At 34.3% G+C, this 23395-nt stretch carries 18 protein-coding genes; 15 read left to right on the top strand and 3 right to left on the bottom strand.

All coding sequences use genetic code 11. The features are described from left to right. The first annotated feature begins 222 nt into the window (after positions 1 to 222). The 7 genes from topA to EKL97_RS10990 all read left to right on the top strand — a co-directional run bounded on the left by topA (position 223) and on the right by EKL97_RS10990 (position 9876). Positions 223 to 2751 carry a type I DNA topoisomerase gene (topA, locus tag EKL97_RS11020; RefSeq protein ID WP_126568871.1) on the top strand — a complete coding sequence of 843 codons (2529 nt, stop codon included), beginning with the start codon at positions 223 to 225 and terminating at the stop codon, positions 2749 to 2751. Positions 2752 to 2817: 66 nt separating this feature from the next. Continuing rightward, complete coding sequence (locus EKL97_RS11015) at positions 2818 to 3969, top strand: formimidoylglutamase (protein ID WP_126568870.1); 1152 nt, start codon at positions 2818 to 2820, stop codon at positions 3967 to 3969. A 127-nt stretch (positions 3970 to 4096) separates the two neighbouring features. Next, positions 4097 to 5500 carry a gliding motility lipoprotein GldK gene (gene gldK / locus EKL97_RS11010; protein ID WP_126568869.1) on the top strand — a complete coding sequence of 468 codons (1404 nt, stop codon included), beginning with the start codon at positions 4097 to 4099 and terminating at the stop codon, positions 5498 to 5500. Between the two features lie 41 nt (positions 5501 to 5541). Then, complete coding sequence (gldL, locus tag EKL97_RS11005; RefSeq protein ID WP_126461927.1) at positions 5542 to 6189, top strand: gliding motility protein GldL; 648 nt, start codon at positions 5542 to 5544, stop codon at positions 6187 to 6189. Positions 6190 to 6235: 46 nt separating this feature from the next. Then, complete coding sequence (gene gldM, locus EKL97_RS11000) at positions 6236 to 7780, top strand: gliding motility protein GldM (RefSeq protein ID WP_126568868.1); 1545 nt, start codon at positions 6236 to 6238, stop codon at positions 7778 to 7780. 50 nt (positions 7781 to 7830) lie between these two features. Continuing rightward, the gene (gene gldN / locus EKL97_RS10995; RefSeq protein ID WP_126462161.1) at positions 7831 to 8721 is read left to right on the top strand and encodes a gliding motility protein GldN; all 891 of its coding nucleotides are present in this window, start codon (positions 7831 to 7833) and stop codon (positions 8719 to 8721) included. A gap of 102 nt (positions 8722 to 8823) precedes the next feature. After that, positions 8824 to 9876 (top strand): NAD(P)/FAD-dependent oxidoreductase, encoded by a 1053-nt coding sequence (locus EKL97_RS10990; protein ID WP_126562705.1) that lies wholly within the window; start codon positions 8824 to 8826, stop codon positions 9874 to 9876. Positions 9877 to 9878: 2 nt separating this feature from the next. Here the strand turns inward: EKL97_RS10990 and EKL97_RS10985 are convergent, their stop codons facing one another. Further along, positions 9879 to 10262: a DUF983 domain-containing protein gene (locus EKL97_RS10985; RefSeq protein WP_126461936.1), complete on the bottom strand. Its 384-nt coding sequence runs from the start codon at positions 10260 to 10262 to the stop codon at positions 9879 to 9881. 73 nt (positions 10263 to 10335) lie between these two features. Between EKL97_RS10985 and EKL97_RS10980 the strand changes: the two genes are divergently transcribed. Next, complete coding sequence (locus EKL97_RS10980) at positions 10336 to 12243, top strand: ABC-F family ATP-binding cassette domain-containing protein (protein WP_126461939.1); 1908 nt, start codon at positions 10336 to 10338, stop codon at positions 12241 to 12243. Positions 12244 to 12275: 32 nt separating this feature from the next. On the opposite strand, the gene EKL97_RS10975 is transcribed toward EKL97_RS10980, so the two are convergent. Next, positions 12276 to 13244: an App1 family protein gene (locus EKL97_RS10975; RefSeq protein WP_126461942.1), complete on the bottom strand. Its 969-nt coding sequence runs from the start codon at positions 13242 to 13244 to the stop codon at positions 12276 to 12278. A 64-nt stretch (positions 13245 to 13308) separates the two neighbouring features. On the opposite strand from EKL97_RS10975, the gene EKL97_RS10970 reads away from it, so the two are divergent. After that, positions 13309 to 14208, top strand: coding sequence for a diacylglycerol/lipid kinase family protein (locus tag EKL97_RS10970; protein WP_126461945.1), 900 nt, complete (start codon positions 13309 to 13311; stop codon positions 14206 to 14208). On the opposite strand, the gene EKL97_RS10965 is transcribed toward EKL97_RS10970, so the two are convergent. Next, entirely contained in the window at positions 14201 to 15349 is a 1149-nt protein-coding gene (locus tag EKL97_RS10965; protein ID WP_126461947.1) for a GNAT family N-acetyltransferase, read from the bottom strand. The two genes, EKL97_RS10970 and EKL97_RS10965, sit on opposite strands and share 8 nt — an antisense overlap. A 174-nt stretch (positions 15350 to 15523) precedes the next feature. Here EKL97_RS10965 and EKL97_RS10960 point away from each other — a divergent pair, with 174 nt between their 5' ends. From EKL97_RS10960 to EKL97_RS10935, 6 genes are all read left to right on the top strand, one after another. Next, entirely contained in the window at positions 15524 to 15799 is a 276-nt protein-coding gene (locus tag EKL97_RS10960; protein WP_126562706.1) for a 4a-hydroxytetrahydrobiopterin dehydratase, read from the top strand. A gap of 318 nt (positions 15800 to 16117) precedes the next feature. Continuing rightward, a complete protein-coding gene (locus tag EKL97_RS10955) occupies positions 16118 to 16972 on the top strand; it encodes a leucine-rich repeat domain-containing protein (RefSeq protein WP_126461956.1) in 855 nt (284 codons plus the stop codon). Between the two features lie 600 nt (positions 16973 to 17572). Further along, positions 17573 to 18013 (top strand): hypothetical protein, encoded by a 441-nt coding sequence (locus EKL97_RS10950; protein WP_126568867.1) that lies wholly within the window; start codon positions 17573 to 17575, stop codon positions 18011 to 18013. A gap of 174 nt (positions 18014 to 18187) precedes the next feature. Then, the gene (locus EKL97_RS10945) at positions 18188 to 19474 is read left to right on the top strand and encodes a hypothetical protein (RefSeq protein ID WP_126568866.1); all 1287 of its coding nucleotides are present in this window, start codon (positions 18188 to 18190) and stop codon (positions 19472 to 19474) included. A 144-nt stretch (positions 19475 to 19618) separates the two neighbouring features. Further along, entirely contained in the window at positions 19619 to 21010 is a 1392-nt protein-coding gene (locus EKL97_RS10940; RefSeq protein ID WP_233588577.1) for a gliding motility-associated C-terminal domain-containing protein, read from the top strand. 1 nt (position 21011) lies between these two features. Beyond that, the gene (locus EKL97_RS10935) at positions 21012 to 23240 is read left to right on the top strand and encodes a PorP/SprF family type IX secretion system membrane protein (RefSeq protein ID WP_126568865.1); all 2229 of its coding nucleotides are present in this window, start codon (positions 21012 to 21014) and stop codon (positions 23238 to 23240) included. Positions 23241 to 23395: the final 155 nt, after the last annotated feature.

Below are 23395 nucleotides of genomic sequence, written 5' to 3'. Positions count from 1 at the left end.
GACGACTTTTAAACTTTTCACATACTTAATTGCAGTTGGATTTTAGGAAATAGATCATAAAAAGGCAGTATTTTTAATAAAACCGCAGTGATTTATTTTTTTTAAAGTATAGGATTCAAATCATTCAAAACTTGCAACTGAATGATTAAATTGACTTTTAAAATTTAAAAAACTTAAAATTTAAAAAAATCTTCTACTTTTGCCGACATAAACAATCGGAATATGGCAAAGAATTTAGTTATAGTGGAATCACCTGCAAAGGCAAAAACAATCGAAAAATTTCTAGGAGCAGATTTTCAGGTCGAGTCAAGTTATGGGCACATTGCTGACTTGCCGTCTAAGGAAATTGGTGTTGATGTAGAAAATGGCTTCAAACCCAAATACGAAGTTTCTGCTGATAAAAAAGTATTGGTTACTAAATTAAAAGGACTTGCTAAAAAAGCTGAAATGGTATGGTTAGCAAGTGATGAGGATCGCGAGGGAGAAGCTATTTCTTGGCATTTAGCCGAAGAATTAAAATTAGACGCGACCAAAACCAAGCGGATTGTTTTTCATGAAATCACTAAAACTGCAATTCTAAAAGCCATTGATAATCCACGAGAAATTGATTATAACTTAGTCAATGCGCAGCAAGCGCGTCGTGTATTAGATCGATTGGTAGGTTATGAATTATCTCCTGTACTTTGGAGAAAAATAAAGGGAGGGCTTTCGGCAGGCCGTGTGCAATCAGTATCAGTTCGTTTGATAGTGGAACGGGAACGGGAAATTCAAAACTTTAATGCTGTAGCTACGTATTCTGTTGTGGCAGAATTTACTAATGAAACCGGTAAAATATTCAAAGCCAAACTGCCTAAAAATTTCAATACTAAAAAAGAAGCCGAAGATTTTTTAAATAGAAATATAGGTTCTACATATAAGGTAGCCGATTTGGAGACTAAACCTACCAAAAAAACACCAACAGGTCCGTTTACCACATCAACATTGCAACAAGAAGCCGCTCGTAAATTGTATTTGCCGGTAGGAATTACCATGCAACTGGCGCAACGCCTGTATGAAGCCGGACTGATCACGTATATGAGAACGGATAGCGTGAATTTATCTAAAGATGCGATGGAAGCGGCTCAGGCTGAAATTATTAAATCCTACGGAAAAGAGTTCTCTAAACCTCGAACTTTTGTCAATAAAAGTAAGGGAGCACAGGAAGCACACGAGGCAATTCGTCCTACGGATATGTCCCGTCATACGGTAAATATAGACAAAGATCAAGCGCGTTTGTATGACTTGATCTGGAAAAGAACCTTGGCTTCGCAAATGAGTGATGCACAATTAGAACGTACTAACGTGAAAATTGAAGCGAATAATCATGGTGAAATATTCACGGCTTCCGGAGAGGTTTTGCTTTTTGAAGGTTTCTTGAAAGTATACCTTGAAGGGCATGATGACGATGAAGAAGAGCAGGAAGGCATGTTGCCGGCAATGAAAGTCAATGAAAAATTACAAAACAATTACATCTCAGCAACCGAAAGATATTCTAGAGCGCCTGCAAGATATACCGAAGCTTCATTGGTAAAAAAATTAGAAGAGTTAGGAATTGGTCGTCCGTCTACCTATGCGCCAACAATTTCTACGATTATCAACAGGAATTATGTAGAAAAAGGAAATCTGGACGGGCAAGAAAGAAATTACGTGCAATTGATGTTGCAATCCGGAAAAGTAGCAGCGAAGGTGCTGAAAGAAAACACCGGATCTGATAAAGGAAAATTAGTTCCTACAGATATTGGAACAATTGTTACGGATTTCTTGGTAAAGAATTTCGGAAATATTTTGGATTATAATTTCACTGCAAAAGTCGAAGAGGATTTTGATGAAATAGCGGAAGGAAATATTGAGTGGACTAAAATGATGCAGGAGTTCTACGATAAATTTCACCCTATAGTGAAAGATGTAGAGGCCAATGCAGATCGTGAAAGCGGGGAGAGAATTCTTGGAACCGATCCAAAAACAGGAAAGCCGGTTTCGGTTCGTTTAGGAAAATTTGGACCAATGGCTCAAATTGGTGCCGCTGATGATGATGAAAAAAAGTTCGCCAGTTTGATGAATGATCAAAATATTGGGAACATCACTTTAGAGGAAACGCTGAATCTATTTTTATTGCCAAAAAATCTTGGAGAATATAAAGGCGAAGAAGTTGAGGTAAGTAATGGTCGTTACGGCCCTTATATTCGTCATGGTGCGGCTTTTGTTTCTTTACCAAAAGGAGAAAATCCACTGGATGTTGATTTTGAAAGGGCTCAGGAATTAATCGATGAAAAGGCTATTGCCGATGCTCCAATTGCCGTTTATAAAGGCGAAGGTGTTCAAAAAGGCGTTGGTCGTTTTGGTCCTTTTATCAAATGGGATGGCTTGTTTATTAATGTAAGTAAGAAATATAATTTTGATGATTTGTCTCAAGTTGATATAGAAGCATTGATTGAAGATAAATTGCAAAAAAATATCGATAAAGTATTGCATAATTGGGAGGATGAAGGTATTCTGGTCGAGAAAGCCCGCTGGGGTCGCTCTGTAATCACCAAAGGAAAACTCAAAATTGAATTGAGTAAAGACGTAGATGCTGCCAAATTAACATTGGCGGAAGTCCAAGAAATGATTGCCAAAAAAACGCCTGTTAAAAAAGTAGCCGCCAAAAAAGCACCAGCAAAGAAAGCAGCTGTCAAAAAAACAGCCGTTAAGAAACCTGTCGCAAAAAAGTAATTAGTCACTAATTCCGGTTTCATCGCTCTTTGTTAAGAGTTGTGATTAAGGAAAAAAAATATAAAAATGGAATTTGATTTTCTAAAGCCCGTTGATGATGAAATCCTGGAATATATAAATGGATTGACTTCACAGCAACTGGGCGGTAAAATTGTGTTGCATACCCAGGAACAATTCCCTGATTTAAACAAGATTAAAATTGCCGTACTAGGTGTTTTAGAAAACCGAGGCAATGCCAATGCGGTGTCCACTGTTGATTTACTCTCGGTTAGGAAAGAATTATATGGATTATTTCCTGGAAACTGGGATGCATCTATTGCTGATTTAGGTGACATTCTTGCTGGAAGCTCTACGGAAGATACCTACTTTGCCTTAAAAAAAGTAACAGCAAGTTTAATAAAAAAGAAGATTATTCCTATTGTTATTGGGGGTTCTCAGGATCTGACCTATGCTTTGTACAGAGCGTATGATGATTTAGAACAGATGGTGAATTTAGTTGCTATCGATAATAAGTTTGATTTTGGAAAAGAGAATGAACAGGCCTCGGCCACTTCTTATTTGACAAAAATAATTATAGACGAGCCGAACAATCTCTTTAATTATTGTAACATAGGCTATCAAACGTATTTTAATTCGCAAGAAGAAATAGATTTGATAGAGAAATTGTTTTTTGATGCCTATCGATTAGGGGAGGTTTCGAATAATATAGCTATATCTGAACCTGTTTTAAGAGATGCAGATGTGGTCAGTATTGATTTAAATGCTGTAAAATCATCTGATTCCGGCAATTTTAGTTCATTTGCACCCAATGGTTTTAACGGGAAAGAAATATGCGCGCTGTCACGATATGCAGGGATAAGTGATAAAGTTTCCGCATTGGGGATCTTTAATCACAATAATTCCGCACAAGAATCAGTGATCATAGCACAAATAATTTGGTATTTCATAGAAGGCTTTCATTATCGCTCGCATGAGTATCCTTTTGGAAGTAAAGAAAACTACTTGAAATATATAGTTCCCATGGAAGAAGAGGATCTTGTTTTTTATAAAAGTGATAAAACAGACCGATGGTGGATCGAAATTCCATTTATTTCAAATGTTAATAATAAATTAAAAAGAAACACGTTATTACCATGTTCTTATGAAGAATATTTAATGGCTTGTAATCAGGAATTGCCCGAAAGATGGTGGAAAGCGCAGAGGAAAAACATCATTTAGGATAATTTTATGCTTATTTATTCTTTTTTTATAAAATAGAGTTTGTTTAGTTTAAAAAAATTGTTTTTTTAAAAAATAATAAATAGGTTTACACCCTTAAAAATAATGAATATATAACCAAATTTATATGAAGAAGTTCATTGCATTTACGTCAATTTTGACCCTTTTAATTGGCTGTGGTAAATCAAGCGACAGAGGAGAACTAGTTGGTATTAATGGAGGGAAATGGCATCCGGAAAAACCTCTTGGAATGGCATTAATCCCAGGTGGCGCTTTTATAATGGGTAAGTCAGATGCTGATTTAGCCAATGTAGAGGACGCTCCAACAAAAACAGTTACGGTTCGCTCCTTTTATATGGATGAAACGGAAATTACCAATAGTGAATACCGTCAGTTTGTAGAGTGGGTAAAAGACTCTACAATGAGGGTGAGATTAGCCATTTTAGCTGATGAAGTAGGGCAAACTGCTGATGCCTCAACGGCTAAAGGTAAGAATGCAGGAAGCATAGGTGACTTTGCTTTTAATGATTCGGATCCAGAGAAAATGACAGCCTATGACAAATACATGTATGATAATTATTATAGTGTAGGAACCGCTGACGATCCTTATGCCGGTAGAAAGCTGAATAAAAAAGTAAAATTAATAATGGATACGAAACTATATCCGGATGAATATTATACTGAAGTAATGGATTCTATGTATTTGCCAATAGAAGAATCATACAATGGTCTTCGCACTATTGATGTTAATAAATTGAAATTCCGTTATTCTTGGATGGATATTCAGGCTGCTGCCAAAGCAAAAGACGGAAGACGAAAAGACTATATCAAAACCGAAGAAATAAATGTATATCCCGATACTAGCGTTTGGATTAAAGATTTTGCCTATTCCTACAATGAGCCAATGCATAATGATTATTTTTGGCACAAAGCCTACGGAGATTATCCTGTGGTAGGGGTCAAGTGGACTCAAGCGAAAGCATTTTGCGCCTGGAGAACATTATATAAAAACAGCCATATCAAATCAAAAAAGAAAGGACAAGACTTAATCAATTCTTTTCGATTGCCAACCGAAGCAGAATGGGAATATTCAGCCAGAGGAGGTTTAGAATCTGCTACTTATCCTTGGGGAGGGCCATATACTAAAAACGACAGAGGTTGTTTCTTGGCAAATTTCAAACCCAACAGGGGCGATTATGCAGCAGATGAAGCCTTGTATACTGTTGAAGCAAAATCGTATGAACCAAATGGTTATAATTTGTATAATATGGCAGGAAATGTTTCGGAATGGACCGATTCTTCATATGATCCAAATGCGTATGAGTATGTATCGTCAATGAATCCAAATGTTCAGGATACTTCAAATAAACGCAAAGTACTGCGCGGTGGTTCATGGAAAGATGTTGCTTATTTCCTACAGGTAGGTACAAGAGATTATGAATATGCTGATTCAGCCAGGAGTTATATAGGTTTTAGAACCGTTCAGGATTACATGGGAGTTCAAACTACCGGAATCGGAAAAAAGAGATAATTAAAACAAACCAAATCTATTCATTTTTTAAAAACACTATTATGGCATTATTAAGTAAGAAAGCAATGAATTTCGCATACGGCATGGGAGCTGCTGTTGTAATCATAGGCGCACTATTCAAAATCACCCATATTGAATTTGGTTTTATTACAGGAAATTTAATGCTAACTATAGGTCTTGTTGTAGAAGCAGCCATTTTTGCGCTTTCTGCCTTTGAACCGGTTGATAATGATTTGGATTGGACTTTAGTATATCCGGAATTAGCTAACGGTCAGGCTAAACCAGCAACTAAAAAAGTAGAAACACCATCTGATGCACAAGGATTGTTGTCTCAAAAATTAGATATGATGTTAAAAGATGCCAAAATTGATGGGGAATTAATGGCTAGTTTAGGTAATAGCATCAAAAATTTCGAATCAGCAGCAAAGGGAATTGCCCCAACAATAGATTCTATTACATCTACTAAAAAATACAGCGAGGAGTTGACTTTGGCTGCAGCCCAAATGGAGTCATTGAACAGTCTGTATAAAATACAATTACAAAGCGCCTCCAGAAATGTACAAATTAATGAAGAAGTTGCTGAAAACAACCTAAAATTAAAAGATCAAATGCAGTCATTGACTTCAAACCTATCCTCTTTGAATAATGTATATGGTGGAATGCTTTCTGCAATGAATAATAAAGGATAATTAGTTTCAAACTATAAAAAAATATTAAACTAATTATTTAGAAAATATGGCAGGAGGAAAACTAACCCCTAGACAGAAGATGATTAACCTAATGTATTTGGTTTTCATCGCAATGTTAGCATTAAATATGTCCAAAGAAGTGTTGTCTGCTTTTGGATTAATGAATGAAAAATTTGAAGGGTCAAACGCTTCAGCCCAACAATCAAACGCTCAAATGTTAGCTGGATTAGATGCGAAAGCAGCGGAAGCAGGTGGCGAATTTGCTGCAGCGGCCATAACAGCTCATAAAGTAGAAGTGATAACAAAAAATTTTTACGATTATATTGGACAAATAAAAGCGGAAGTTTTAGTAGGAACCGAAGTGGATCCGGAGACGGGTAAACTACCGTATGAGGCTATGGACAAAGGAGATAATATTGATAATTTATGGTTCAGTCCCGCAGGTTACTCCGCTAAAGGAAAAGAAGTTATTTCAACAGTTGAAAAGTATAAATCGGACATGAAGTTGGCTTTGGGTGATAATAAAAAATTAGCGCCAATTTTATCTGAAGTTCAAGCTAAGTTTAGTTTGGCAGATGTTAAGAATAAAGACGGTATTTCGGTAGCCTATTTAGATTATCATTTTAAAGGCTTTCCAGCAGTTGCTTCTTTAGCTAAGCTATCTGCTTGGCAGAATGATGTTAAAAAAGCAGAATCAGATGTGTACAGTACGGCATTAGGTAAAGCGGCGGTTGCAGCGGCATCTTACAGTAATTATCAAGCTATCGTTGTATTGGATAAAAATGCTTATTTCCAGGGCGAACAGGTTACAGGTAAAGTAGTTTTGGGACGTTATGACGAGAATACCAAACCAACAAGTGTTACTGGTGCAAGATTAGATCCAGCCACAGGACAGGCTAGAATAGCTATGACCGCTGGAGGTGTTGGAGAACAAAATATTGCGGGTCAATTTACGTTTATTGAAGATGGTAAAACAATTCCATTGAAATTTGCTGGAAAATATGTTGTGGTGCCAAGACCTAATTCTGCAACAATTTCAGCAGATAAGATGAATGTCGTTTATAGAGGCGTATCCAATCCTATGACTATTTCCTTTGCAGGTATTCCGGATAATGCTGTTAATGCTTCTGCTCCAGGTTTATCAAAGGTAGGCAACGGTAAATACGTTATGAATCCTGGTGGTGGTAATGAAGTTATAGTCAGCGTATCAGGAAAAATGTCTGACGGAAAAGTGGCTACTGATAAAAAAGTTTTCAGAATCAAAGGTATTCCGGGGCCAGCTGGAACTATTAGGGGAGAAATGGGAGTGGTCAAAGGTCCTAAATCAAACTTAGAGATAGCTACAATCGGAGCTAAATTAGTTGATTTTGATTTTGAAGTTGGTTTAAATGTAGTTGGTTTTAATTTAAAAGTTACCGGACAGCCGACAGTAGTTGTATCAGGAAACAGATTAAATGCACAATGTAAGGCCGTATTATCAAAAGCAGGAAGAGGTGATCAAGTGACCATTTCTGAGATTAAAACCAAACTTGTTGGTGCAGGAAGCTACTTATTGCCAAGAACAGCTCCAGTAATTTTTGAAATACAATAATTAGTACGTTTTTATATAAACCTACTTCAATATCTTATAATGATACTATGATGAATGTAAGAAATTTTTTAATCGCTATAGTCTGTTCCACAGGAAGTCTAGCTTCGGTTGCACAATCTAATTTGCTTAATGCAAAAACTCCTGACGAAATAGGTCTAAAATCTGATGCACAATTAATTTCAGATAACGATAGGCCTTTGTCCTATGGATATGTGCATGATAGAGATGTTTTAATGGGAAAAACAACCTGGGAAATAATCGATTTAAACGAAAAGATTAATTTTTCATTGTATTTTCCTGTAGATACTGCAAATATTGGTTCGGATAGGCGTTCGTTATACGATGTGCTGACTAAAGCCATAAAAAGTGGTGAATTAACAGAAGTGTATACAGATAGTTATTTTAACACTAAAAAATCATTTAAAGACATCCAAGCTTCATTAACTCGAATAGATACTACAGACGCCGGTAGAGAACAAATAAATGCAGGGAATCAAATATCAGAAGAGTATATTCTGAGACAGGATCTTTCTGCTCAGGACGTAACACAGTATAAAATTAAGGGGTATTGGTATTTTGATAAAAGGCAGAGTGAATTAAAGTATCGTTTATTGGGTATTTGTCCAGTGACTCCGGATGTTTATACGATGAATAGTGATCAAAAAGATTATATTGAGTTGTTTTGGGTGTTTTTTCCAGCAGCAAGAGATGTGTTGCATGATGCTAAAGCATTCAATGATAAAAACTCAGCGATGCCGATTTCATTTGATCAAATCTTAAATTCAAGACGTTTTAATAGTTTTATTTACAAAGAAGAAAATGTTTATGGAGACAGATCCATTGAAGAGTATATGAAAGATAATGCCCAGAATCAGTTGTTAGAATCCGATCGAGTGAAAGAGAAAATTCGCAATTTCGAATCTGATATGTGGAATTATTAATTTCAGTTTTTTTACTATAAACACAAAACTCTTACTGTGATGGTAAGAGTTTTGTGTTTTAATGTATTTACTTTGTCTTTAGTTTAAATTATATTTCTTCAAATGATTGATTATTTAATAATTGGTTCAGGTTTAGCGGGTATTTCATTTGCAGAGGTTGCGCTGCGAAATGATAAAAGTATTTTAGTACTGGATAATAATTCTCAAAATTCTTCAAGAATCGCCGGGGGGTTGTATAACCCTGTTATTTTAAAACGATTCAGTGAGGTTTGGCAGGCACAAGAGCAATTAGTCTTGATGAATGAATTTTATGCGCTGTTGGAAAAAAAATTAGAATGTACCGTAGATTTTAAGAGACCTATTTTGAGAAAATTTTTCTCCGTAGAAGAACAGAATAATTGGTTTATAGCTTCGGATAAAATAAATCTTTCGCCATTTTTATCCACAAAATTGATTTTTGAGAAATTTTCTGGAATTGATTCTCCCTTTGGATACGGAGAAGTTTTGCAGACGGGTTATGTTGATACCGCATTGTTGTTGCGTAAATACAGAGACTATCTTATCCATAATAAGATGTTTCAGGAGGAGTCTTTTGATTATGAGGCGCTTCAGGTTGACTCAAATGGTATTCGGTACAAAGACATTCAAGCGAAACATATTGTTTTTGCCGAAGGCTTTGGAATGCATGGAAATCCTTATTTTAAACATTTGCCATTAGACGGTACAAAAGGGGAGCTTTTTGTCATTAGAGCACCTAATTTGCGTTTAGATGTGATCGTCAATACAAGTGTCTTTATTTTGCCTCTTGGAAATGATTTGTTCAAGGTAGGAGCCACTTACAATTGGAAAGATAAAACAGATTTACCTACTCCAGAAGGAAAAACGGAATTAGTGGAAAGAATAAAAGAGATTATTACTTGTGATTTTGAAATTGTGGCTCATTTTGCCGGAGTTCGCCCCACGGTAAAAGATAGAAGACCACTCGTAGGAACACATCAAAATTATAATTCAGTACATATTTTGAATGGTTTGGGCACACGAGGAGTTATGTTAGGTCCTGCAATGGCAAAAGCTTTATTTGACACTATTGAAAATAAAATTCCTTTAGACACTGTAATTGACATCAATCGATTTGTATCTAAAGGAAAAAAATAGTGTTATTTTTTATTTAATTTGTGATCATACGAAACAAACATGTTGATGTAAATATTCCTTGCCCATCGCAAAACAAAAGGGAATAAAATAACCAGTGATACTATTATTGCAAGGAATGCAACTTTTAGACTGGATTCGAAGAGAACAAAAGAGATGACAAAAGCAGCAATTCCTATTGCTACATTTAATCCGTAACTAACGTACATAGCGCCATAAAAAAAAGAAGGTTCAATTTGATATCTTAAACCACAATGACTGCAATTTTCGTGCATTTTCAATATTTTGTTTAGATGTAACGGATTTTTATCTAAATACATACTCTCATTCTGACATTTAGGACAAGTTCCTGTTAAAATGCTATATAATTTGGATCCTTTTTTTAACATTTGCAAAAAATTTAATTTTTCCTTTTTTGGAGTTACAAATTTACGCATTCAAAAAGGAATAAAATCACAATACATGCTTAATATACACAATTTATCCGTTTCATTTGGTGGTTCCTATTTGTTTGAAGAAGTTACCTTTCGATTGGGTGCCGGAGACCGCGTGGGTCTTGTGGGAAAGAACGGAGCGGGGAAATCGACCATGCTTAAAATGTTAGCAAAAGATTTTGCTCCAGATTCAGGTGTTATTTCTCAAGAGAAAGACCTTCGCATGGGATTCTTGCGTCAGGATATTGACTTTGAACAAGGAAGAACGGTTCTGGAAGAAGCATATGAAGCGTTTACAGAGATTAAAATTGTAGAGAAAAAGCTCGAAGAAATCAATCACTTATTGGTTACCAGAACGGATTATGAAAGTGATGAATACAGTCAAATCATTGAAGACTTATCGGATTACACCCATCGTTTTGAATTATTGGGCGGTTATAATTATGTGGGGGACACGGAGAAAATTTTACTTGGTTTAGGATTTAAAAGAGATGTTTTTGATAATCAAACCGAAACTTTTTCCGGTGGATGGAGAATGCGTATCGAATTAGCCAAGTTATTATTGCAGGCCAATGATGTTTTGCTGCTGGATGAGCCCACGAATCACTTAGATATTGAGAGTATCATTTGGCTGGAAAGTTTTCTTCGCAATTATCCCGGTGTGGTGGTAATTGTTTCGCACGATAAAATGTTTTTAGATAATGTGACAAACAGAACAATCGAAATTTCCCTTGGTAAAGCCTATGATTTCAATAAACCATATTCTCAATATTTAGAATTGCGTCATGAGATTCGTGAAAAACAATTGGCTACGCAAAAAAATCAAGCAAAAAAAATAGAAGAAACAGAGAAATTAATCGAAAAATTTCGTGCCAAAGCCTCTAAAGCCTCCATGGCACAATCGATGATTAAAAAACTTGACAAAATAGAACGTATTGAAGTAGATGAAGATGACAATTCCGTTATGAATATTACTTTTCCAGTTTCGAAAGAACCGGGACGAGTAGTTATAGAAGCTGAAAATGTGACCAAAAGCTACGGGGACAAAACGATTTTGAAAGATATCAATCTATTAGTGGAGCGTGGAAGTAAAATAGCATTCGTAGGACAAAACGGGCAAGGAAAATCAACTTTTATTAAGGCTATTGTTGACGAATTCGAGTATAAAGGAAATATCAAGTTAGGACATAATGTACAATTGGGGTATTTTGCACAAAATCAGGCTGAATATCTGGATGGCGAAATCACTTTGTTGCAAACGATGGAAGATGCGGCGGCAGATACGAACCGAATGAAAGTACGCGATATGCTGGGTTCTTTCTTGTTTCGTGGTGACGATGTAGATAAAAAGGTAAAAGTCCTTTCCGGAGGCGAAAGAAACCGTTTGGCGTTGTGTAAATTATTGTTGCAACCTATTAATGTTTTATTGATGGATGAGCCTACTAATCACTTGGACATCAAATCGAAGAATGTGTTAAAAGCCGCTCTTCAAAAATTTGGCGGTACTTTATTACTGGTTTCTCACGATAGGGATTTCTTGCAGGGCATGTCAAATTTAGTATATGAATTTAAAGACCAAAAAATAAAAGAATATTTAGGGGATATCAACTATTTTTTAGAACAACGCAATATGGAAAACATGCGTGAAGTAGAAAAAAAAGAGGCTCAGAAAGTAGCATCACCTAAAGAAAGCAATAAAGCATCATACGAAGATCAGAAAAAAGGAAAAGCATTACAAAACAAGTTAAGCAAGATCGAAAGCCAAATCAAGCAATTAGAAAAAGACATTCAGCAAGATGATAAAATGCTGGCTTCTAATTATGATAAACATATTGAGGATGCTAAGTTTTTTATGGCGTACAATAAGAAAAAGGCTGAGTTAGACAAATTTCTTTTAGATTGGGAAGCTGTTCAGGAAGAAATTGATACTGTGTAAAAAAGAAGAGTTCCGGTTTTGGAGCTCTTTTTTTATTTAATAATCCCAATAGATTTTGAATGTGCAATAGCTTCACTACTGTTTTTGAAATAACAAATAGAAACTTTTAAGGTTTCTAAATTTTCCATAATTGTAATTATTTTTTCTTTTTTAGAAGTCCCAGTTTGTCGGATATAAACTGCTTTTACGGTAACTGGGAAAATTTTACAAATAGCTTCGTATAAATAGGGGTCATGTTGTGAATCATCCCCTAGAAGTACATACTCTAAATTGGGATAAAACTCTAGAATGTGTTTTATTTTGTCAAACTTGTGGTTGTGATCCCCACTTCCGGTGATGAAAAAATCAGCCAGGCTCGTCTTGATGTCTTTCAGTAATAAAACGGCTTTTGGAAGCTTATGAATTTCAGTGAATTGTATGACAAAACGATACAAATTCCATTCACTGCTGGAAACATAAAAGAACGCATTTAACTCGTGTTTGTTTGTTCTTCCTGCCGAACTCAAGGCTTGATAATGGGTAACTACATCATCAAAAGTTTTTCTTTTATATATGTTTTTAAACAATAAAACATATAATTTTTTTAAAGGATTCAGCGTGTGAGAAACTAAAAAAGTATCATCAATGTCAGAGATGATTCCCAGATTTCCTTTGTGTGGACGAATATAACTGTCTTTGGCCGTAATGGTTTCGTTATTATGAGTAATACTCACTTTATAATCAATCCAGCCATACTTAGAATCCTGATCTAGTGGCACGCAAAACTTAAAATAACCATCATTTAGTGTTCTGGTATGGATTTTGGAATTGTTTTGTTCTAAATACACATCAGCATTTGCTTGTGTCTTTATTTGAAACATTTTGATTACTGAAGTAGCATTTTTAAAGTTCTTTTTTTGAAAATTATATTCTTTAACTGTTGTTGGTTTGAACACATGCCCCATGACAATTAATTCTTGCTCATTAGCGTAGCCACGATATAATTTTAAAATTGGTTTCATTTATTGTAGTACTTTTGATTGGAGATGAATTTAATTAATTTTAATTAATAAAAGAAGATAAAGTTTGAGAAATAACATTATTGTTGTTGTTAATCCTATTTCCGGTGACATTGATAAATCTGAATTTATTGATGCTGTGGCACTTTTTGCTGAAAAAGAAAATTTTAATCCAGTAATTTATAATACCTCGGGAGTAAATGATATTGATAAAATAAAGGTGCTGTATCAAACCTACAAACCACAACGAATTATTATTACAGGGGGTGACGGAACCATAAAAATGGTAGCCGAAGCAATGGAAAATCAAGATGTAATTTTAGGAATTTTACCCGCCGGATCAGCTAATGGATTGGCAGTAGACTTGAATTTACCTGCCACACTTGAGGAAAACTTAGAAATTGCTTTTCACAATGAGTACATGATGATTGATATGATTTCTATTAATGGAAAAAAAAGTGTTCACCTAAGTGATATTGGACTTAATGCAGAATTGATTAAGAACTATGAAAAAAGTACGATTCGGGGAAAACTGGGGTATGCTTTGCAAGCGGTGTCTACTCTGATTGATTTAGATGAGCCTTTTTTTGCCACAATAACAGGTGATTTTCCCACTATTGAATGTGTAGCGAGAATGATTGTTATTGCCAATTCAAAAAAATACGGAACAGGAGTTTCTATTAATCCTAACGGACTAATGGACGATGGGAAATTTGAATTAGTGATCTTGAAAAATTTAGATTTAGTAGTGCTTGGGAAAATTATTACCGGAAATATAACAACAGATGATGCAGAAGATATAGAAATAATATCAGTAAAAAATGCTTTAATCACGACTAGTGTGCCGGTTAGCTTTCAAGTTGACGGTGAATATTGTGGATCCGAAACTAAGCTAAATGTCGAAATTTTACCCAAACACATGAAAGTTGCCGTACCATATACTGATCCAGATTATGGATTTATTTGAACGGATTGCGTTCTTGCCATTTGATTTTAGGTTCTAAATATTTGAATATCTTTGGCATAAAATGATTGGCAACCCTATTGCTGTGGCCTATTAATCCATACATTTTTATAGGCTTAGCGCCAACAGAACTTTTGATTTCCAAAGCAGTTCTTGCAAAGATAATTTCCTGAAAGCCTTTATTAATTGAATAGGCAATCATGTCATATAACATATTCAGGTACAGCATTTTCTCGCGCTGAACACTTTCATCATATCCCAGAAAGTAGGTATCCATTATGGAACCGTTTTTAATCAAAGTATTGAAACCTATTAGTCTGTCCTTTGAAAAATAACCATAAAAAAGAAATTTGTCTTTGAAAATTTCTTTAAAAATCCTAAAATGATTTTTTGGAAGAAAAAAAGTATTAAAGGGAGCATTTTTAGCCACATGAAGGTACAAATCATAAATCGTTTCTTCCAAGGCAATGATGTCTTCCAGGTGTAATTTTCTTTTTTCAATCTGATCTGCCTTCTTTCTTGCTCTTTTATATTGATCCCGGTATTTTTTTGAAAGAGAGTCAATATAATTTTGTTCTGTTTTCCAGGCTTCATTAATGGTGAAAACCATATTAGGCTGTGTCGAAAACGGATATTCATTTTTGAATTCCGGAATACGGAAGGTTTTGATTTCCTCGCAATTGAAATCTTTGTAGGTGGTAATGTGAATTTTTTTGCCTTTGGATTTAAAGCGTTGTTTTAATTCAGTTACAGCAGTATTCAATACTTGTAAAGCTCTCTTTTTATCAATGGTGTCTAACAAAGCAAAAGAATTTTGTCCGGTTAACATATTGTTGCCAATAACCAGTACATGAGATCCAAAGTTCCTGAAAACAAAATTTCGTACCGCTGTCTTGATACACTTATCACGTTCTCCAAAAGATTCCAGTTTGTTTAAATCCAGAAATTGGGAAAGCGCAATCCCTACTAAAGTGTCATTTTCAAAGAGTCCAATATAATGACAAATCATGTTCTCAGGGGATGATCTTTCTAAAACATCCAGATATTTTTTGGATAAAAAAACAGTCGAAATCGCCATGTCATCCCAGTTTGAATGGAGCTGCGCAGTAGTAGTATAAATTTTAAAGGAGTATGCTGAATTCAAATTAAAAAGAAATATTTTTCGCCAAAATTAGTTAATAAAGTTAAATTATTTTTCAATATATCAAAATTTACTAACTTTATATTCCTGAAATTTGGATCTTCATAATTGTTTTAATCTGGATATTGTTTTACATCAGCAAGTTACAGGCAGATCAACCCATAAATAAATAAAAGTATGAAAACGTACACCGAACAATCCATTCAATCAGAGTTGAAAAAATTGAAAGACTGGCAGTATATTAATAATGGAATTGAGAAAAAGTATATGTTCCTGGATTTTACTCAAGCCTTAGGTTTTATAGTTCAAGTAGGAATAAAAGCGGAGAAAAAAAATCATCATCCGGAATTATGCAACGTGTATAATAAAGTAACCATTCGACTGACTACTCATGATGCAGATGGTGTAACGGATAAGGATCTTGATTTGGCAAAAGCCATCGAAGAGCTTTAGGGAATGTAGTTTTATTGTTGTTGTTGAATTTTGGGGCAAATTACTACTCTCATATTTGTGAAATATCCATCCAAAATATACTGCCAGTCAGGTGTTTTGTAATTTATTTTGTCCTGATGAAGCTAAATTTAATTAGAATTGTTCTAAGAAAAAGGAAGTTCAATCATTGACAGAGTAGTTATAGAACGCACTCTAAAAAATATTTTGCTGTAAGAGATATCTCTATTTAAAATTATAAAACATGTATTTCATCGGTTTTATTTGCTGATTAACTAGAAACCATCTATTTTAGGAATGTAAAAGACTAAATTTAAAGGGATGAAAAGTGTAACTACTCTGTTTTTAATCATTTTTTTTTCATGTTCAATGTTGGCCGATGTATCTGATCAGGAGAAAGATGCCTTAGTAAAACTGTACCAGTCCACTAGTGGAAGTCAGTGGCATGTCAAGTGGGATTTATCATCACCTGTTACCACTTGGTATGGCATAAAAGTACAAGACGAAAAAGTGATTGCAGTACATCTAGCTGATAATAATTTAGTGGGTGAAATTCCAGCTGAAATTGTTAATCTCGTAGGTCTTCAAGAGTTGGATTTACACAAGAACCAAATATCAGGTTCGATTCCTTTTTTTATTGGAAAATTAAAAGAAATGAAAGTATTGAACCTTTCTTTTAATAAGTTGTCAGGAACAATTCCTTCCTCTATTTGTGAAATGAGTAATTTGAAAGACTTAGAGTTGTATATGAATGCGCTTTCAGGGGAATTGCCCATGCAAATAGGATCCTTGAAACAGTTAGAAATACTATCATTATTTAACAACGAAATTATAGGGGAAATTCCAAATTCTTTATATGATTTAAAAACGTTAAAAATATTGCTCTTAAATAGTAATAAACTTTCGGGAGTATTAAGTAGTGAAGTGGTAAACATGACAGCACTTGAAAATCTTAGTTTATTTGACAACAAAATGAACGGTCAAGTGCCAATAGAATTAGAAAAATTAGAAAATCTTAAAGAAATGAATATTTCATACAATAGATTTAATGGAGTAGTGTCTAAAGATTTAGCAGTTTTAGATGTGTTAAATATGACAATGTTGAATGACAAAGGCGTTGCAGTGCTATTAGAAGTTACGACCAATAGAAACTCAGCGATTGTTTCGGAGGATTAATTTTAAATAAAATAACCGCTTAGTATCTTTTAATAAATTGAATTTAGTTGATTTTGGATAGGTTGATTTTAGTAAACGTAGTTGGTAAAAAACCTGTGTGACTTATCACGCAGGTTTTTTTTAGTTTTAAAATGCTTTACGGATTCGTGTATTAGTTGTCTGTTTTGATCTATTCCTTTTAAATATTTGGGAAGTTTTTTGGATCTCTATTGTTTGAATTTCTTAGTTGTTTTTGGTTATTCTAATGAAAAAACAAATCGGTCAACACCTTTCTTGATGTTTCCATTTCAAAATGAGTTCTCCATTAGTTAGCTTAGACTTATTTCTTTAGTGGATAGGTTTCTTACTCCATGAGGTTCTGTTTTGAAGTTCAAAAAGTAGCATTCCAAAAAATAAATTAATGTTTTTATTAAGCCCTGTTAATTCTCTATTATTGACTATGTCGTAAAATCGAAAATAATCGATAAAAAACAAGTTTGTTCGATGATCATACATTTTTAACATATTTTGTAGTCTTTTACATTCAAATAAAAACAATATAAACATTGTAGAATGCGTTTTATTGTATATTTTTGTTTAAATTAAAATTTAATCTAAATTATGAAATTGAAAATTATTTTTTTTAGTCTGTTTTTTTTGTTATCTGTAACAGGTACCGTTTCTGCACAAGATAAAAAGGTATCTACTAGTATTATCAGCTCGACGACAACGATAAAAAAGTATCACGAATTGAAAGAGCTGCAGGGAATGAAAAAAGCGGAATTGATGGAGTTGTATATAGAACGTATTAATGTACTTGTGAAGACATTGCCTTATATTGCCTTAGTCACTAAACCAGGTGTTACTTTGGCTGATTTAGGAATTCCTAATGATAATAAAAAGGCTTTGATTCAACAGGCTGAAAGTACTAACGATTTCCTTGATGTGACCTTGGATTTTCATAAAAAAATGGTTCCCTATTCTGACACAAATAATTTAATAGCAGCCATCTTATTTTATGAAAACACAATGAAATCATTACATGAATTCAATGAAATGTAAGATTTATTAATTTAGTTGTCTTTTTAAATTTTTATAAGAGTAATGTAGCATTAATCGAGTTATAATATAATAAATACTCGTTATCGATGCATTTTGAAATCATTCAGAAAATCGTACTGACGTTTTTTAGTAATACACTAAAGATAAACTCCTACCATCTAACTTATAGTCCTAATGAAATCGATATCACAAATTACATATATGGTCCTTTTTATAGTTTTTAGCGTAAACGCACAACAAGAAAAAGGAATTACTGGTTCAAATAATTGGTTAAATAATTGGACAGAATTTAAGCCCAATAAAATCGATTATGGTGAGCCCAATCAGATTTTGGCCGGTACTATTGCAGTAAACACAAAATTGTATAAAAAAAATAAATACATACTGCAAGGCAGTGTCTATGTTGTCAATAATGCCACTTTAACCATTGAGCCTGGAACGGTTATAATTGGGGATTACGAATCTACTGCTGCACTTATTATAACTAAAGGAGCAACAATTATTGCAGATGGACTAGAAACAGATCCGATTGTTTTTACCTCAAACAGGAGTGTCAAAAGAGCTGGGGATTGGGGAGGTATCGTTATTTTGGGTAATGCACCAATAAATAAATTGGATAATACCTCTTCTGTGAATTATGGTTTGGACACTTCTTTAACGTCTTACGGTGGGGAGGAAACAAACAGTAATTCGGGGATTTTAAGGTTTGTGAGGATAGAATTTGCTGGTAAAAAAGTTAAAGGGAAAGAAAATTTTAACGCATTATTATTAGCAGGCATCGGGAACAAAACAATTCTGGAGAATATAATGGTTGGTTATTCGGCAGGAGATTCATTTGAAATATTTGGAGGGGATTTGAAACTTAATAAAATGGTTTCTTTTAAATCCAGAAGGAATGATTTTAAATTTAATTATGGGACACAGTGTAAAATAAATAACTCTCTGGTAATTCGTGCTTCTTATATAACTAGTAGTTTGGGGTCACGATGCATAGATGTCTGTTCATATGATAGAAAAGAAGAAGTTGATTTTTCTAAAAAACAAACATCGGTGATTGCAACAAATTTAACATTGGTTAACAACAGCGAAAACATAAATGCTGATATTCAATCTGGCTTGGTAAAAGAGGCGATATATATAGCTGAGAATGCTTCCTTTGATTTTAAAAGAAGCGTTATTTCAGGTTTTAACCCGGCGGTATTATTAAGCGACAAAATTGAAATTAATGAGGAAAATCTTCAAAAAATTAGGTTTGAAGAAATGTATTTCAATTTCTGTAGAGGGAATATTTTTACAGAATATAATTCTAATAACGAAGATTTAGAAAATTGGTACGGCAATGGTTCTTTTTCAAATGTATATTCTCAAAGCGACAATAATGAGACATTTATAAATTTTACAGATGAGAAAAACCCTGATTTCAGATTGCGGATAGGAAAGATTACAGCTTCAAATGATTAAACAGACAGTATCGTTTTTATAAATTTTAACTATAAAAATGATACTTGCTTTTATTAGAAGTATGGGTGAGTAGTATTGATAAAGATAGAAGATGTGATGAGCGGTTTTGTAAAAAAATATTTTTTTTGTTTTATGTTGTTTCTTTTGCCGTTAACTAAAACTGTTTATGCTCAGATAGTTATTGGCAACCCTTCTTTACAGTTTAGCCAAATTTGTGCCAATGGAGGTTTTAACTCTTTTAGTGTAGACTTTTCTTTCTCACCAGTTACAGGATTAAGTGATACCAATCAATTTATTGTTGAGATGTCAGATCCTAACGGAAACTTTACTAATCCTACCGTTCTTTTTACTTCAAGTCCCGGATCGGTTACAATCTCTCCGGCAACTTTAACTTTCTCAGTGCCAACAACAACAGCGGGAGAGCAATATAAACTTAGGATCAAAAGCACAGGACCTGTTGCTACAAGTTCAAATTCTGCTGTGTTTCCAGCCTACTATAAAATTCAAGATTCCCCGTTTTCTATTAATAACTTTAATGCTACAGCGATGTATTGTTCAGGGGAGAGTTGTGTTTTAACGATTGATAATCCCGGAACTGGGTCTAATGACTCTCCGTTGAAATATCCTGGATTGACTTATAGATGGTACAAAGAAGGTAGTTTAGTTCCTGTTGCGACTACCCCCAGCTTAACGGTTAATCAACCAGGGAAATATTATGTTGAAACTAATTATGGTTCTTGTACCTCAAATTCATACTCAAACCGGGTAATCGTAAGTGAATCTTCCTCTACGGCCGTTGCTACGATAACGTCCAGTCTTGGGAATCCTTTTTGTTCTAACGGAAGTTCAACAATATTAACTACGGTAACCGGAACCAGCTACCAATGGTATAAAAATAATGGGGTGTTAACAGGTGCAACAAGTCAAACTTATGTAACCAATCAACCGGGTCAGTATACTGTAGTTGTTGATTTTGGCGGATGCATTGCCAATGCTTCGATAGATTTGGAACAGTATCAATTTAATAGCAGTATTAATGTTCCGAAGACAAGCACCATCTCACCAAATGAATCGTTGACGGTATCCGTAAAAACAACAGCCTCAAATCCGGAGTACCAATGGTATTTTAATAATGCTGTTATTCCGAACGCCATAGGAAGTGATTATGAGGTTACTATGGAAGGGAGTTATAAAGTAGTTATCAAACAAACTTCAGGATGTGTTATGTCAGAGGAATTATCTTTTCAAATCAATAATGATGTTGATGCGCAAGTTGTAAGCATACCTAATTTAATAAGTCCAAATGGAGATGGAATCAACGATACCTGGATTATACCCCAAGAATATGCAAGTGGTTCGGATGCAGAAATACTATTGATAAGTTCTTCTGGGGAATTGGTACTTAAGACAAATAATTATCAAAATAATTGGCCTGAAAATATAACAGTTTTTAAAAATGTAAATCAAGTGTATTATTATATAATTACCACACAAGATCGGAAAGTGAGAAAAGGTTCAATAACAGTGCTTAAATGATATGAGGAAAACTTTACTAGCCATAGTCTTTTTTTATGGTACATTTCAGGCACTCCATTCCCAAGATAAAAGGGATGGAGTTAGTTCGTTTTCGCTGCCTGTGAGAAATTCTTTGAAGTTTAACAGATTTTTGATCAATCCCACTTTCAGTTTTGTCAAGGAACAAAGTACCTATCTCAGTTTTTACAATAAAAGACAATGGGTTCAATTTGATGATGCACCACAGACATATTTATTCGGATATTCAGGTAGATTCGCGGAAAATGGAGGTATGGCCGTCGGATTGTTTCAACAAAATTATGGGGTGCTCACCACTTTTGGGGCCATTACAAATTTTTCTCAAAATATTAGACTTCAGGAAGATAGTAATCTGACTTTTGGAATGAATGTAGGCTTTTATAAAAGTGGTTTAAATAGAGGTAAGGTGATTACCAATGTTTCCGATCCGTCGTTAGAAAGCATACCGTCAAATACTTTGATTACCATAAATCCGGGGATAAACTATGGAACTGCTTTTTTAGATTTTGGAGTATCGGTAAATAATCTGGTTTTATACAATCTAAAAACCTCTAAGATAGTTGAAGATGATCCTGGAAATAGTGTTGAAGCCCATATCATGTATACGGGCTATTTAGACACCTATGGTCATTTTTACAAAAGCAAATTTTCTGCCCTAATTAAGTCGGAGTTTAAAAAGGATAAAACAGTTGTTTCTGGGTTAATGATGTTTGCCATTCCCAGTGGAGTTTGGGCTCAAGCAGGATATAATTCGGTTTATGGAATTTCTGCCGGGATGGGTTTGAATATAACTCCAAAGATTTCCCTCGAATATAATTTTGAAAAGGGGACAGGAAATTTATCAAATTTTGGTTCATCGCATGAAATTGTGTTGGCTTACAAGTTTAAAAATAAAACCTATTATTATGGCGATGATGAGGAGGAGGAAGGATCACTTATTCCGCCTGCTGAAAGAAGATATGTTCCTGTTAAATCGAAAGAATCTTCTATTTTATCTCCAATCGATGTGCAACGATTGAGAGAGCCAAAACAGGATTTGATTGCGAAAAAAGAACAAAAAATAGTGCGAAGATTAAAAGAAATTGCCGAGGCTAAGGCTAGAGCTAAAGCAGATTCCCTTGCTCAGGTTAAGGCAAGAGCAGTAGCGCTTGCTCAGGTAAAATTAGCCTCAGACGCTAAAGTTAAAACGAATACTCCTGTTCAAACAAAACCAGTTGCCCAAACCAAGGCCAAATTGGAAGTTCCTTTTCAGGCTAAACCGACTGTTACTGCTCAAGCCAAACTCGCTGCCAAAGTTAAAGCGGATTCTCTTGCTCAAACAAGATTAGCTACCTTGCCCAATGATGTAAATGCCAGATTGATGGATAATTTGGCTAAATTGAAAAAAGGTGTTAAAAACACTCAGCAGGAGTTATTGAAAAAATTAGATATAACAGTTGCAAACAAAGGAAAAGACCATAAAGATTTAAAAGAAAAAAATGATTTGAGTGAAAAAGGAATTTTCAGGGCACCAAAACCATTCAAAAGCGTTACGGCAGAAAATAAGGCATTAGAACCATTAAAATCGGAAATAACTGAGCTAAATAATAGTGAGACGCAAAAGATTAAACGGTTAGAGAGTCTACGCAGCGCAAGAATCAAAAAAGTATCTAATAAGAACGATGAGTTCAATCAATTTTATCTAAAAACAATTGAACAATTGAAAGCGGAACAATTGATAACAATTCAGTTAAACCAAACTTTAATTTCCTCGTTAGAGAAAATCAACACAGAGGCAGAAATAAAGAAAAAAAGAAGAATAAAACGTGCTGCATTTGAGAACGACCAAGAAAGGTATTTGAAAGACAGAGCTACATTAAGCCAAATAAAAGAGAAAACACCTTATAGTGAAGTCCCATTAAAATCGGAAGATTTTGATTATGGCGAGGAACAGTCCTTTTTGCAAATTCTTAGGAATATTAAAAATTTGAGAAGTGGTTATTATCTGATACTTGCAGTACATCAAAATAGTACTAAAAGAGATCAATTCTTAACCAAAACAGTAGCTGCAGGTCAATCGAATGTTGATTTCTTCTACGATGTTACTACGAGTAAATATTTTATTTATTATGAAAAATTTGATTCGATAGACCAGGCAAATGATGCATTAAAATCCGGAGGGAATAAGCCATACAATGGTAAGATGTCAATAGTTAAGGTAGAAAATAATTAATAAAAATAATTCATGAAGAAAACGACAGTAATAATTAATTTTTTAGAATAGAAAAAACAGAATTCTATACTTTCTCATTAACCTTCATGCCCCTGAGGGTTAATGGGAATTAATAAAAAATTAATAAAAAATTTTCTTGGAACTATAAATTTCCT

It is taken from the genome of Flavobacterium sp. LS1P28 (assembly GCF_003970335.1).
Lineage (GTDB): Bacteria > Bacteroidota > Bacteroidia > Flavobacteriales > Flavobacteriaceae > Flavobacterium.
This window is presented reverse-complemented; position numbering and strand designations above follow the sequence as displayed.